Source organism: Prevotellamassilia timonensis (genome assembly GCF_900106785.1).
GTDB classification, from domain to species: Bacteria; Bacteroidota; Bacteroidia; order Bacteroidales; family Bacteroidaceae; genus Alloprevotella; species Alloprevotella timonensis.
In genome coordinates, this window is the sequence record NZ_LT629840.1 from 105,897 (window position 1) to 119,463 (window position 13,567).

General features: G+C 50.8%; 9 protein-coding genes, 2 tRNA genes and 1 rRNA gene. 1 reads left to right on the top strand and 11 read right to left on the bottom strand.

All coding sequences use genetic code 11. The annotated features are described in order from the left end of the window. Positions 1 to 396: 396 nt before the first annotated feature. A complete protein-coding gene (locus BQ5453_RS01825; RefSeq protein WP_071121889.1) occupies positions 397 to 3,195 on the bottom strand; it encodes a TonB-dependent receptor in 2,799 nt (932 codons plus the stop codon). A gap of 251 nt (positions 3,196 to 3,446) precedes the next feature. Here BQ5453_RS01825 and BQ5453_RS01830 point away from each other — a divergent pair, with 251 nt between their 5' ends. Beyond that, positions 3,447 to 4,172 (top strand): class I SAM-dependent methyltransferase, encoded by a 726-nt coding sequence (locus tag BQ5453_RS01830; protein ID WP_071121890.1) that lies wholly within the window; start codon positions 3,447 to 3,449, stop codon positions 4,170 to 4,172. Positions 4,173 to 4,390: 218 nt separating this feature from the next. Here the strand turns inward: BQ5453_RS01830 and BQ5453_RS01835 are convergent. The 10 genes from BQ5453_RS01835 to rrf form a co-directional block, all read right to left on the bottom strand. Beyond that, a tRNA-Asp gene (locus BQ5453_RS01835) sits at positions 4,391 to 4,464 on the bottom strand. A gap of 38 nt (positions 4,465 to 4,502) precedes the next feature. Beyond that, positions 4,503 to 4,576 (bottom strand) — tRNA-Asp (locus BQ5453_RS01840). A 436-nt stretch (positions 4,577 to 5,012) separates the two neighbouring features. Continuing rightward, the gene (hpf, locus tag BQ5453_RS01845) at positions 5,013 to 5,309 is read right to left on the bottom strand and encodes a ribosome hibernation-promoting factor, HPF/YfiA family (protein WP_022101192.1); all 297 of its coding nucleotides are present in this window, start codon (positions 5,307 to 5,309) and stop codon (positions 5,013 to 5,015) included. A gap of 19 nt (positions 5,310 to 5,328) precedes the next feature. Further along, on the bottom strand, positions 5,329 to 6,216 hold the full coding sequence (locus BQ5453_RS01850) for a tyrosine-type recombinase/integrase (RefSeq protein ID WP_071121891.1): 888 nt from the start codon (positions 6,214 to 6,216) through the stop codon (positions 5,329 to 5,331). A 275-nt stretch (positions 6,217 to 6,491) separates the two neighbouring features. Then, complete coding sequence (gene rpsU, locus BQ5453_RS01855) at positions 6,492 to 6,683, bottom strand: 30S ribosomal protein S21 (RefSeq protein WP_022101190.1); 192 nt, start codon at positions 6,681 to 6,683, stop codon at positions 6,492 to 6,494. 255 nt (positions 6,684 to 6,938) lie between these two features. Then, on the bottom strand, positions 6,939 to 7,829 hold the full coding sequence (locus BQ5453_RS01860; protein ID WP_071121892.1) for a mechanosensitive ion channel family protein: 891 nt from the start codon (positions 7,827 to 7,829) through the stop codon (positions 6,939 to 6,941). 126 nt (positions 7,830 to 7,955) lie between these two features. Beyond that, complete coding sequence (locus BQ5453_RS01865; protein ID WP_071121909.1) at positions 7,956 to 8,471, bottom strand: C40 family peptidase; 516 nt, start codon at positions 8,469 to 8,471, stop codon at positions 7,956 to 7,958. Between the two features lie 517 nt (positions 8,472 to 8,988). Then, positions 8,989 to 9,855 carry a L,D-transpeptidase gene (locus BQ5453_RS01870; protein ID WP_071121893.1) on the bottom strand — a complete coding sequence of 289 codons (867 nt, stop codon included), beginning with the start codon at positions 9,853 to 9,855 and terminating at the stop codon, positions 8,989 to 8,991. A gap of 187 nt (positions 9,856 to 10,042) precedes the next feature. Beyond that, entirely contained in the window at positions 10,043 to 12,892 is a 2,850-nt protein-coding gene (locus BQ5453_RS01875; protein ID WP_071121894.1) for a T9SS type A sorting domain-containing protein, read from the bottom strand. A gap of 595 nt (positions 12,893 to 13,487) precedes the next feature. Continuing rightward, positions 13,488 to 13,567, bottom strand: a 5S ribosomal RNA gene (gene rrf / locus BQ5453_RS14760); the annotation flags it as partial.

Sequence of the window (13,567 nt, forward strand, 5' to 3'; positions counted from 1 at the left end):
CACGTTGCAAAGGTCGGCACACAAGGTTACAAGAGCGTTGCCTGGCAGTTACATTTGTGATAAACCAGCGCGTTGGCGGAATTAGCGAATTTCGGGTTGGCCCTCTGATTTTCAGATTTTACCTCTTTCTGACAAACAAACTCTGCCGGAGCAAGGCGCATACCATGCCACACACTCATTTCTGTTACGGGAGGGCGGATTTTCGATCGGAGCAACAGAAAATCCGCTCCCCCTATACACGTTTTCCGCTCTCCCTATACCGTAAAATGCCGGTGCCTATGCCGTAAATGCCCCACCTGCACGCAGCACGAGCGTAAAACGTTTCATGCCTCCCAAACTGCGGCGAACCGCTTTGGGAGGCATGACTATATTCTAAAACTATGCGTTAGACAGACGTCAGAACTTGTATGTGACATTCAAACTGAAATTGCGGCCCGGGCGGTAGCTGCGCGTCACCTCCTGCACATAGCGCTGACTGCCGTTGGCAAGGGTTACGTCGCTGAGTTGCTTGAACACCACCTTCTGGCCTATGATGTCCTTCAAGCCGAGTTTGAACTCGAAATGGCCCAAGGTGCGCGAGAGTGACAGGTCGAGCACATTGCGCGGCATTTCGTAAGAGTCGGGTATGTTGACCGTTTGGTCGCCCGTGGAGCCAAGGCTGCGGCCCACACCTATCAAGCGCTTGCCTATGCGGTTGTACTGCAACGAGGCGCCCCAGGCGTTGTGGCTGTAAAACAGCCCAAGGTTGACAAGATAGGGCGACTGGCCCTGCATGGGGCGGCTCTTTTGGCGGCTGCCCGCCGGAAAGTGTACACGGCTCCTGATGAGCGAACCATTGAACACGAGGGTGAAGTCGGGCAGGTGCATGAAGGCAAGGTTCTTGCGTATGTCAAGCTCAAGGCCATAGCTTGTGGCGCTCTTGGCATTTACATACGAGTACACTTGGTCGGTACCACCCGTAACGGTGTAGGTCCACTCTATCGGACTGTCAAAGTGCTTGTAGAAGGCGGCAAGGCTCACTTGGTCGCCCTTGGCGGGGTACCACTCATAACGCAGGTCGACATTGTCGATGTAACACGACTTGAGAGCAGTGTTGCCCTGTACTGATGAGGAGAGATCGAAGTCGTAGAACACCGAGGGGCTGACCTCGCGAAACTCAGGACGGTTGACCGAGCGGCCATACGACGCACGCAGCTGGTGGGCATCGGCCAGATGCCAAGTGGCGTTGACAGAGGGGAAGAAGTCGTTGTTGTTGTAGTAGCGGCTCATGGTGCTCTTTTCGTAGTCGCGGGTGTTGCTTACGAGTTCCATGCGCGAGTGTTCAAAGCGCACGCCGGCCAGCACGTCGAAGGCTCCTGCGGGCAGATTGACGGCGGCGTAGGCTGAGGTGACGAGATGGTGGCCTTGATAGTCGTTGCGCATTTTGGTGTCATCAATGAGGTAGAGCCCCTGGTCGCCATAGTTGGCTGTTGTGAGCAGCTGCGTGGGCAGGTCGAGATACTGGAAGCCAGCAGGCAGGGTGTTGCCCGACGGGTGCCACTGGTAGATGAAGCTGCGGGTGTTGTACTGGCGTGTGCGGTACTCAGCATAGCCCCCGGCCAGGAGTTCGGGCTTTACGTGCTGAGGTTTGTCAAAGGTGTAGCGGTAGTTGACGGCGGCCGAGGCTATGTGCTCATCGAGGCGGGTGAACTCGCGGTTGATGTCATTGCCGGTTGACAGTCCTATGCGGTCGATGTCGACTGAGTTGTCGAGTGCATAACGACGGCGATCAGGCAGCAGGCGGTTGGCATAGGCATAGCCCGCGCTCCAGTCGAACTTTGACACTTCCCAGGCATATTTGCCCGTCAGCTGGGTGTTGTAGGTGGTGCGGCTCGAGTAGTAATATTCGGCCTCGTCCACTTGATTGCTCTGCGCATTAAAGCCGGTGCGTGAGGTGTAGCGGTCGGTGCCGAGCTGGTTGAATATGTTTTTCCACTCATAGCGCCCCGCTCCCTTGCCCGGCACAAAGGTCAGGTTGAGCATGGCTCCAAGGCGGGCATTGTGGGCATATTGGCGGTCGGTGGTGTTGCGCAAATATACGCTTTGGTCGTGGGTGAGGTCGTACGCGCCAAAAAAGGCGTTGCGCATGGGGCTGTACGTTTTGTAATTGTTGCTGTAGTTGATGGCACCAAGCAGGGCGAACACGGCGCCGTTGTCAAATTCCTTTGAGCGGTTGACATTGGCAGAGAGCGACAGGTCGGCCCAGGGGTGGCGGGTGTGCAGCTGCCAGTTGTTGTTAAAGTGGTTGTCGGTCAGGCTGATGCCACTGCCGCCGGGCGTTTGCTGCAAGGGGGCATGCACACCGCCCTGCAAACGGCGGAAATTGTCGAACCCAAGCCAGTCGGTTTTCCCCCCTTCGGCTGCCATGAAGCGCTGAAAGTGGGTCTGGTCGTTGACAGAGGCTCCCACCGAAATGCTGGCCGAATTTTTGTGCGGCACCTCCTTGGTGTCTATCATGATAAAGCCTCCGGTAAAGTCGGCGGGATATTGAGGGGCGGGCGACTTGATTATCTGCATGTTGTCAACCTGCGACGAGGGGATGATGTCAAAGGAGAAGGCGCGCGAGTCGGCCTCGCTCGACGGCACGGCGGCACCATTTATCCACACATTGTTGTAGCGCTGCGAGAGACCGCGCACCATGACAAACTTTTGGTCGATGATGGAAATGCCTGACACACGGCGTATGACCTCGGAGGCGTCCTTGTCCTGCGATTTGGCTATCTGCTGGGCCGATATGCCGCTTTGCACCACCAAACTGTTGCGTTGGGCGGCCACCTGCGACGCCTCGGTGTTGCGCTTTACGGTGGCTGTAACAGTGGCCGTGCCAAGGCTGCTCTCGAGTTCGCTCATGCGCACCACCAGGGCTGTGTCTGCGCGTGCGGGGTTGATGGTCATGCTCACTCGGTGATAGCCAAGGTAGGTGGCTACAAGGGTGTAGCTGCGCTGGCCGAGTGTGCGGAACACGAACTCGCCATTTTCATTGCTGACGGCGGTTTGGCCGGCCTGCACTATTTGCAGTGTGGCTCCTACAAGGGCCTCGCCCGTACGGGCATCAATCACGCGCCCTTTGAGTGTGGCATCGATGCCGGCGCGCGCAGTGTTGGCCAGGGTGCAAAGCAGCACCATGAGCACCAACACGATTGTTTTTTGTTTCATTTCTTTGCAATATTATTTACCGGTTGCAAAGTTCTGAATGGCATATTTCGTTGATGTGACTTGTGTATTTCGATAATGTGAAGATTTGGGCAGTGGCTTCGCAGTTAATTAACTAACTTTGCACCGCCGTGCCAACTGCATACCGCACGGTTTGTGCTTTTCAATCAAAGGCGTTTTACCAGGCACGGTGTTCAATGTGAATATGTCACCTGCTGCTTGCATCAAATAATTCTGAATACCTACTTATCATCATGCTCCTATCCCCCACCCTCGACCCCATGGGGCAAGCCATTTGGGACTATGCCTCGACCGGACATGCCGGCACGCTGCGGGTGTTGTCATCGATGTTTGACGATGACGAGATACCCGTGGCTACTTTGTTTCGCACCGAACTGCAAATGCCTCCGCTTGAACGTATGGCACTCAACCTGTGCCGCGACCATGTGCTTGACGTGGGGGCCGGTGCTGGCTGCCACTCGCTGGCGCTGCAGGACAGGGGGCTCGAGGTGTGCTCTATCGACATTTCGCCACTCTCGACACGTGCACGCACTTTGCGCGGCGTGAGGGACGCACGCTGCGCCGACTTTTTTGGACAGGAACTGGACGGCATGCGGTTTGACACCATCGTACTGCTGATGAACGGGCTTGGCATTGCTGGCACACTCCACCGTCTGCCCTCGCTGCTCAACCGCTGCAAGGCGCTGCTGGCCGCGGGCGGACGAGTGCTGGCCGACTCGTCGGACTTGCGCTATGTGTTTGAGGACGAAGATGGAAACTTTGACTGGGACGCGGCAGAGGGGTATTATGGCGAGGTGGACTATCAGATGGTTTACAAGCAATGCAAGGGTCGGCCTTTTGACTGGCTTTACGTGGACTTTGACACGCTGCAGCACACGGCCCAGCAATGCGGCCTTGTGGCACGCAAGGTGACTGATGGCGAGCACTACGACTACCTTGCCGAACTGAAGGCTTTATAAAAGGACTTTTGCCGTCTGGCAAAACGTAAACATACGAACGGACTCAAGCACCAAACACTACCTCGAATGGGGGACGTTTGGTGCTTGAGTCTATTCGTATGTTTGAGTTTTAGCAGTCTGCAATCTACCAAAGCATGTATGCTTTGACAGATTGCTAAAATATAAATGACGTATAACGCAAAACGCTTCCGAAAGCATTGAACTTTCGGAAGCGTTTGCGGTGTGTACGGGACTCGAACCCGTGACCCCATGCGTGACAGGCATGTATTCTAACCAGCTGAACTAACACACCAGTTATGCAAAATATACCTTTGAGCGCTGCTGACTGAGCGGTGTGTACGGGACTCGAACCCGTGACCCCATGCGTGACAGGCATGTATTCTAACCAGCTGAACTAACACACCAGTAAGCAAAACTCTGTAAGGTTTTTCGTTTTTGCGAGTGCAAAGGTACTATTATTTTCATTTCCCACAAACTTTTCGACTAAAAATCGCATATATTGCGTGCTTTTTACCCGTCTGAACGCTCCGACTGCGCTGTAAATGGCCTTGAAATACGCTCAAACGGAGGGCACGCTTCGGCAAATCGCAGGCTTTGCGCACAGGCGTGAAGTGGCACGGACTGGGCAAAACACGCTTGCGGGCGCCTCATCATCGGCAAACTTTGGCCGATAACACGCTTGGCAGTGAGGACTACTGCCTGGCAAAATGTATATGGCCGCGACTGCTTGTCACGGTGGGAATGGAAGGGGACTTGATACGAAAAAAGGCCCGGCACACGTAATGTGCCGGGCCGCTATCAGTTTTACCTGTTTGTATTTGCTATTATTATTCTATGCGCTTATTTGCCTTGACGTTCCTTGTACTTGTCAATCTGGCGAAGCAATGTGTCAACGCAGAGGTCTACGCCTTCCTCAAAGGTGTCGCACACCTTTTCTGCATGAAGGTCGGTGCCGGGAAGTGACACGTTGAGTGCGGTTTCCTTGTTCTTGGCTGTTTCAGGTTTAACAACCTTCAGTATAAACTCTGCTTTGATTATATTGTCACACGTTTTTTCGAGTTTTGCAGCCTTTTTAGCGATAAAGGCATTGAGTTTCTCAGTAGCGTCGAAGTGAATTGCTTGAATTTTGAGTTCCATAGTAACCTCCTTTGTTAGTTTACGCCCTGGGGTGGGCAAGTTTGTATTGTTTTTTAAGGTCGGCAAACGTGGTATGCGTGTACACCTCGGTTGTGGCTACGCTTTCGTGGCCGAGCAACTCCTTGATGGCCTCAAGGTCGGCGCCATTATTGAGCATGGCCGAAGCAAAGGTGTGACGCAGCACGTGCGGGCTTTTTTTGCGTTGTGTGGTAACTAAAGACAGATAATGCTTGACTATGAGCCCCACCCTGCGGCGGTCGATGCGCAACTTGCGGCGGTTGAAAAACAGGGCGCCTGCATCGGTGCTGACATACGCCTGGCGTACTGGCAAATAGGCTCTGAACGCGTTGGCCAGCTCTGCGGAGAATGGCACTATGCGCTGCTTGTTGCGCTTGCCCGTCACTTTCAACTCACGTTGGTTCAGGTCGATGTTCTCCACATCAAGGCCGATAAGCTCGGCAAGGCGGATGCCTGTGTGGTAGAAGGTGAGGAGTATAGTGCGGTCGCGCATGCCCTCGTAGCCGCTGGGGTAGTCAATGTCGTCGAACAACTGGTTAACCTCACTGTTACGCAGGAAGGAAGGCAACTTTGGGTGTATCTTGGGCGATTTAACCGCTGTCACCGGACTGTGGTCCATACGCCCTACTCTGCGCATATACTTGTAGAAGCTGCGCACACCGCTCAGTTGCTTTGATATGGTGCGGGCATTCTCACCACGCGCCATCTCACGTGCCATCCATTGTCTGACGACATCGGCATCGAGCGTGTACCAGGTGAGTTGGTTGTCGAGCGAACGATAGAAGATTTGTAACGACTGCAAAGCGCTGCGGTACTCTTTGGCTGTCAGCTTGGAGTAACCCTTGTCGGCTAACAGATAGTTTATGAAATCATCTATCTCGTTCATCATTGTCTCTCTTTACGAAAGCGAATATCGCAACTTTTTTTGAATGCGCCAAATTTTCGCACTGAAATTTGTTACAACCGCATTACTCTATCGGATAAAACGGCTGCCACGCACCGCAACGGGCTTGGGGTTGTAAATGCAAAACCGCTGCACAGCGTGTGGCAGTGCAGCGGTCTATACGAACATTTATGTATTATCTTGTGCTAAGACGGCGGCTACATGGTGGGCCGCACTGTGTCTCAAAAGCGTTGCGATTACAAGGAGCTAATATTGTTGTATTAGTCCTCGTCGCGGTGAAGCTGCTGTACGTAAACAGCGTGCTCCTTGGCCAAACGCTTCAATACGCTGGGCTTGTCAAACTGCTGACGGGCACGGAGTTCCTTTACAACACCGGTCCTTTCGAACTTTCTCTTGAACTTCTTCAGGGCGCGTTCAATGTTTTCGCCCTCTTTAACCTGTACTACGATCATTTTGTGAGTTTAGATTTTATTTTGTTATTACTTTATTGCGTGATTTTTGGTGCAAGAGCCATACTTTTGTGCGCGCTGAACAACGCGTTTTTGCATACTCTATGCGAGGTGCAAAATTACGCATTTATTTTATTACGCACAAACTTTTGTGTTGATTTTCTGCAACAATGTGAATTTACGAAGCCTTTGCAGAACGCTTTCGCAGTGATTGTTGTACAAAGCATTTGGATAAAGCGGCGCACGGGCTTCGACTTTTCAAGTTTTTGCCACATGCACAACCTGCTGCGGATAGGGTATGTTGATGCCCTCGCGGTTGAACATGTCGTAAAGCTGCTGCTGCCCCTGGTAAAACACGGGCCAATAGTCGTCGGTATTGACCCATACGCGCACCACGAGGTTAACGCTGCTGTCGGCCAGGGCTTCTACTCCCACAAAAGGCTTGTGGGCATCGGGCGACTGAAGTATGCGCGGGTCGGAGGCAAAGAGTGCGAGCACCTTTTGGCGCACAGCGTCTATGTCCTGCCCATAATCAACGCCTATGAGCCACTGCACACGGCGGGTGTCCTCACGCGAGTGGTTGACCACTACCGAGGTGCTGAGCGAGCCGTTGGGTATGTACACTACCTTGTTGTCGTAGGTGGTGAGTATGGTGTGAAATATCTGTATCTCACGCACATGGCCAAGGGTGCCTTGTGCCTCGATGAGGTCGCCCACGCGATAGGGCTTGAACAACAGTATGACCAAACCGCCCGCAAAATTTTGCAGGTTACCCGACAGGGCCATGCCTACTGCTACACCGGCTGATGCCAGCAGGGCTGCAAATGACGTGGTGTTGATGCCCAAGGCACTGATTACGCTGATAACGAGCAATATGGTGAGCAATATGTGCACCAAACTGCGCAGAAAACTCTGTACGCCCACATCTACATGGCGGCGACTGAGCATGGCTGACACAACGCGGTTGATGATCTTGATGATAAAACGGCCTGCTATGTAAATGAGGGCTGCCACTAATATGCGCTTGCCGGCTGTGAGCGAAAGGGCTAACAACTTGTCGAGTAGCATGTCTATTCGCGATATGCTCACCTCGTTTACGGCCTGGTTGACAACACCGGGCAGCGATTGCAATAATATCAATCTATTCATATCAGAGTTATGGGAGGTTATAAAAACAACGCAGTTGCCACCCTTATGCAAGGAACGGCAACTGCGTTGGGCAGCATCTGCATCTGCCTCATATTCGTATCTAATGTACGATGGATTGTTCTGTCGTTAGTTTTCGACAATGCGACGTGCACCAATGTAGCGGCGGCTGTAGTATGCCTCGCTGGAGTCTGACACCTTGACACCACCGCTCGCAGCATGAACAAACGAGAAGTTGTTGCCCGAGGGATCAACGTCCATTACAATGCCCACATGGCCTACCGAACGGGAATTGCCACGACCGCCAAAGAACACGAGATCGCCCTTCTTAAGGTCAGAAATTCGGGCGATGGGGGTGCCTTGTGTGTACTGCGAGCGCGAAGAGCGCAAGATCGACACATTCTGTTTGCGGTAAACATAGCTGGTAAAGCCTGAGCAGTCGAAAGCATAGGGGCCTGACATGCCTGAGCGATAACTTGCGCCAAGGTATTGCAAAGCTGTTTGTACTACACTTTCGCCAAAGTTGGCATTATAAGGCACTGAGGCCTCTTTTACTTCAGCAGCAACTTGCTGCACTGCACCTACGGGTGCTACTTCTTTCACGATTTTCTCTGCGGTGGGACGTGTCGGGAGTGCTTCAGGCATAATGTCCTGGGCATTTGCCGTAAAAAATGACATGACGCCCATAGCCACACACGCAGCATATTTCTTTATGTGCACTATCTTAATGGTTTAATGGGTTCTACATCACATTTTGAAGAACCACCGCCCATGCCATGCAATCTCCCCTGATTGCGCGACGGCAAGCGAGCAGCAATAATGCTCTTCAAAATCAACATTCGCAAAGTTACTACATTTCGGAGCAAAATGCAAGTGTTTTAAGAACTTTTGCGAATACAATAAGCATGCCAACCCCTATTTCGCACAGATATATTTAATGTGTGCGACAAGCCAAAGCGCACAATAAGGCATTTTGGGGTGGTTATAATAATTCTGAAATAGGGATTTGTGCGCTATCGGAAGTGTATTTTTGAAAGGTTGTGAGGGAGCATAGCGGGCTATACTCCCTCACAACCTTTCAAAAATACACTTCCGAGAGCGTGCAAATCACATTTCAGAATAACAGAACTCTAAAACAGAATTTTTAGGACCACCCCTTTGTCTATTCAAAAAAGGATTCTGCCTCGGCCTCGCGTTGCATTTCTTCTTGCTTGTGCTTGTTTTCATCGGCAGACTTATGGTGCTCATGATGGCGTTCCGTGTTGTCTGCCGCACCACTGTGTGACGCTTCTTTTCGGTGCAGCGAGTCTTTTTCGTGCTTAACTGGTTCGTTTCTTACAGACTCGTCCTCGTCCTTTTTGGGGGCTGCAAGTCCCTTGAACGCGGGCAATGGTGCACCTTCGGCCGACACCTCGACTGGCATGCCCGAATAGGCGTATTCATTAAACAAGGTAATAATATTGGCACTGTTCACACGTATGCAGCCCTCTGACGCACGCTTGCCAATGCTTCGAGGCGAATTGGTGCCATGTATGCCTATGCCTCCAAGGCGTCCCGTGGCCAACCGCAGAAAGTGCGGCCCGTAGCACCCCTTGACCGCTCGCCCGTCGCGAGTGCGATGCACCCAGTCGGTGCTGTTAAACATACCCGAGATATGAAATTGGCCCTCAGGTGTGCGATAGTCGCCCTTAGCTGTTTTGTTGCCACGACGCAAACCACAAGCAATGCCGCAATTAAACAGAACACTGTCATTGGCATCGAGCACGTAAAGATGCATGGTCGTTTTCGACACATAAATGTGCAGACCACGGTATTTCTCGTCAAGGGCTTTGGGCTTTTCCTGCTTGGCCGAGTCTGTCAGAGCTGCTATTTCGTCTTCAGTAGGCCCCTCGTTGGCCATTTGCTGCAACACGGAGTCCTCGGTTACTTGTGTGCTGTCGTCACACACGGCATCGCTCTGTGACTTTGATCCACAAGCGGCAAAGAAGCCACAAACAGCCAACAAGCATATAGCACATATCAATCTCATATCAAGGTAATTAACGCTTTAACGTAAATATTGGTGCAAAATTACAAAATCCTTTGCCTAATATGGCGCTTCTGAATATATTCTTTTGACTATAAGCCCATCTGCGGACACGATACAAGCAAAAGGCCCTGCCAACTCGCCTCGAAGGATCGTTGGCAGGGCCACAAACAAATGGGTACAAGGGTTGTTACTTTACAATCTTTACTGCACTGTTCACATTACCTTGGCTCAAGCGAACGATATATGCGCCCCTCGAAAGGGCAGACATATCTATCCGCTGACCTGGCATCACATTCATACAATTCAATTTTGCACCATTAAGCGCATATACAGCCACTCTCACGGGGGCTGCCACTGGTGCTGTCACCACAGCTTGCCCACCAACATAGCGTATGTTGAGTTCTGAGCCATTGCTTTCAGCCACCACCTGCTCTACTGGAGTAAACTGCTTTCCGAGCACAATGCGTGCCGTGGTGCCACTTTGATTGTCTACATGCAAGGTGGCATCGTGCTCAATCATCTGGCTCCAGTCACCCACAAACAATTTCACACCATAGTCTCCCTCAGGTATGAACAAGCCTTCATCTTCATAACTGCTTAGGTAGCAATCTGCAAGAAAGTCCTGCCCTTTATAGAAGCTTGCATAACGCAGCGGTGTCCAAAGATCGAGCCAGTCAATTTCGTTGCTCTCTGCATCAAAATAGCCGATGGTATTAAAATAATGCAGACCCGAAAGGTCGAGTTGAACGGCCTTGGTGTCGTCACCTACTGCAACTTTGCGCTCATGCCCCAATACGTAATGGTGCTTTTCGTCAAACTTGAGTCCTTTCACACTATAGTCATAATCACCCTTCAACACTCTGAAAGGCACCTCAGTATTTACCGTTGTATTGTTTTCACCACCAACAATCAAGGGAATCTGTCCATTATATAGGAATTTAACCTCAGCCTCTGCCTTTGCACCTGCCAAGAAGAAGATGCCATCAAGCTTTAGCGGTACTTGCACATAATCCTCGTCAGGCAATGTAGTCAATGCCACTTCCACTTCACTATTTTCTGCCGGACATTCAACCTTGAACGACGGCACGTACGCATTGATATAGGGCAATTCTAATGCATTATTCGGAGACACGACACATGCATAATAATTGCCTGGCAGCAAGAACTCCGGCGCAAGCGCACTGCTCCATTCCGCCACTGGTGCCTGGCCTACTGGTGCAGCCATCAAGCCCTCGCTATTATATCCTGCCTGCAACCGCTTGCCATCAAGCGTATACTTGACATAGGCATACTTTGTATAATCAAAGTTCAATTCACTTGCATCAGATACCTTCATCATCGCTATGCTATCTCTCAAGTCACGTTGCACAAGATAACCGCACAACCAACCATCTTGCATGTACAAGTTTGCGGTAAATACATGTGAGGTGTCACTCGTCGAATCCCAATTACAGCGTATGTATGAATCATCATGAAAGTCTGGCATTGCGTCCAATTTGTCAGCTGTCCGGTACAAATGAAGTTCTGGATTTCCATACTTGTTTGCATACATCTGCTCATGCTGCTTGACAGTTACTTTTACCTTGCGGAGATCCTTGCTCACGTCAATATGGTGAGTCTGCATGCCAATGGGCGAATTATCAGTCCAAGTAAGCTTAGCCGTGTTACGAATGCCCGATATAAAGCCAGAGCATTCACCTGGATATTCGTGGAATACGACACCTCGGCCAGCACTATCCAATACCGCCGAGCCTAATGCCCTGCCATCTTTGCCAGAGAGGAAGAAGTACGCGCCTTGTGCCGGATTGCCATCAGCATCAACAGCTGTCACCTCATAACCCGCATAATCACCATGATTGTACACTCTGTCATATTCCTGCACATTCATCGCATCTTTCACCACAATAGTACGCAATGACTTTTGTCCGTCATTTTCATACACAACAGAACCACTCTCCGTTGCAGCATACACATCAATCACATGCTCACCTTGTGGCAAACAAACAACTGGGTCTTTATAATCATAGTCGACAGGTCGCACACCGTCTACCCACAAGTTTCTTGGCAAAAGTGCTGTGCCGAGGTCGTCCTTTACGTTTATACGCACAGGGCGCCAAGTGGTGGGCGAGAGTTCGAATTCGTAATCACCTTCCAACTTGTCATATTCACGATAGAAAGGATATGAAGAGAAGGTGTTGACACTCTTGTCTCCACTGAATGAGAAACGATACCAGGCCTTTGTGATAGGACAATTCTCGTCATTATTGACCATACTGTAGTACACACGATCACTGCCCTCGTCTACATAAGCACTACGCACAAACGATGTTGTGCTCTGTCCATTGCGCACGGTCTCATACGACAGATTGTAGCTTGTAGTCAATTCGTCGCTGAACATACGCTTGCGCAAATCTGTGTTGAAATCCTTGACGCGCATAAGGAACAAGTGCATTTTTGAGTAGTCTATCAGCGTGTTCGAAGCATAATATGTCTTGTTGTACTTGGTTGAAGGTACAGCATAAGCAGTATGATACTTGGCTTGTGGTACCACGGTAATCGACATGGGTCTATAATTTGCTTTGCTATCATCTACAAGGTAAAAGTTGGCTATACCCTCCGCATCAGTTTGAGCCAAGGTCACTTTCGGATTATTCGATGTGGTCGACACCAACTCCGCACCCGACAGCAAAGCACCGTCATGCGCCACAACCTTCCATTTGGCCGGTCGAGCTACATCACGCAAGTCAATGGTAATTTCAGGAGACTCACCGTAAGTCCAGTCATAATAAAACGATTCATACCCCGGCAAGGTAAAATCCATACCAACCTCTGACCGGTAGCCTCCGTCGTCAGTTATCTTCAACGGCAGGCCCTTAGAAATGTCAAGGCCATACACATAGCCACTCGTAATTGGTTGCCCGTCATAACCAATCACACTCTTTAATACGATATCAGTTACCTTCTTGTCTCTGTTCTGCGCCAGCAGCCCAAATGAAGCAGACAACATGAAAGCAAATACAAGTAATAAACGCTTCATACCATATAACTTTGTAATTTAACAATACGTGCTGTGCAGACAATGCTGCACGTCTCTATACAGGCAAAGTTATATAAAAAAGCTATAAATTTCAACCGGCATAAAACGCACACGGACATAAGTGGTTGCAGATAAGACCTAAGCGGTCGAAATAAATGTCTAAGCGGTAAAAAAAATATTGCAGATGGCGAGTGGATATGCTCACTAATATGGAAGGGACGCGTCTCGCGGGGTATTTTCCAATTGAAGACGCTACCACTAATGGGGGCGACGCGTCTCGCGAGTATTTTTCAGTTGAAAACGCTACCACTAATGGGGGCGACGCGTCCCGCGTCGGGAAAATATGCAGCTATTATTTAGTAGCGTTCGTGTTTTCCTCCATTCTCTATCCCGACGCGGGACGCGTCGCCCCCATTAGTGCTTGCGTTTTGTGCTTGAGCTTTGTGCTTGGGGAAATGCAGATGATGGTGTGCTGATGTGCAGGAGATGATGTGCAGATGAGTGAGCAAATATGCAGATGTGCAAACGCGCAGACATGTTGGCACAACAAAAAAGCCTCTCTCAGTTGTGACACTGAAAGAGGCTGTGAAAATAAAGTTGGCGGCGACCTACTCTCCCGCGGGTGTGCAGTACCATCGGCGCGGTTGGGCTTAACTTCTCTGTTCGGAATGGGAA

Bases quoted from the DNA above. Each gene is read 5' to 3' on its own strand.
- BQ5453_RS01825 (WP_071121889.1), bottom strand. From the start codon at position 3,195: ATGAAACAAAAAACAATCGTGTTGGTGCTCATGGTGCTGCTTTGCACC.
- BQ5453_RS01830 (WP_071121890.1), top strand. From the start codon at position 3,447: ATGCTCCTATCCCCCACCCTCGACCCCATGGGGCAAGCCATTTGGGAC.
- hpf (WP_022101192.1), bottom strand. From the start codon at position 5,309: ATGGAACTCAAAATTCAAGCAATTCACTTCGACGCTACTGAGAAACTC.
- BQ5453_RS01850 (WP_071121891.1), bottom strand. From the start codon at position 6,216: ATGATGAACGAGATAGATGATTTCATAAACTATCTGTTAGCCGACAAG.
- rpsU (WP_022101190.1), bottom strand. From the start codon at position 6,683: ATGATCGTAGTACAGGTTAAAGAGGGCGAAAACATTGAACGCGCCCTG.
- BQ5453_RS01860 (WP_071121892.1), bottom strand. From the start codon at position 7,829: ATGAATAGATTGATATTATTGCAATCGCTGCCCGGTGTTGTCAACCAG.
- BQ5453_RS01865 (WP_071121909.1), bottom strand. From the start codon at position 8,471: ATGCCTGAAGCACTCCCGACACGTCCCACCGCAGAGAAAATCGTGAAA.
- BQ5453_RS01870 (WP_071121893.1), bottom strand. From the start codon at position 9,855: ATGAGATTGATATGTGCTATATGCTTGTTGGCTGTTTGTGGCTTCTTT.
- BQ5453_RS01875 (WP_071121894.1), bottom strand. From the start codon at position 12,892: ATGAAGCGTTTATTACTTGTATTTGCTTTCATGTTGTCTGCTTCATTT.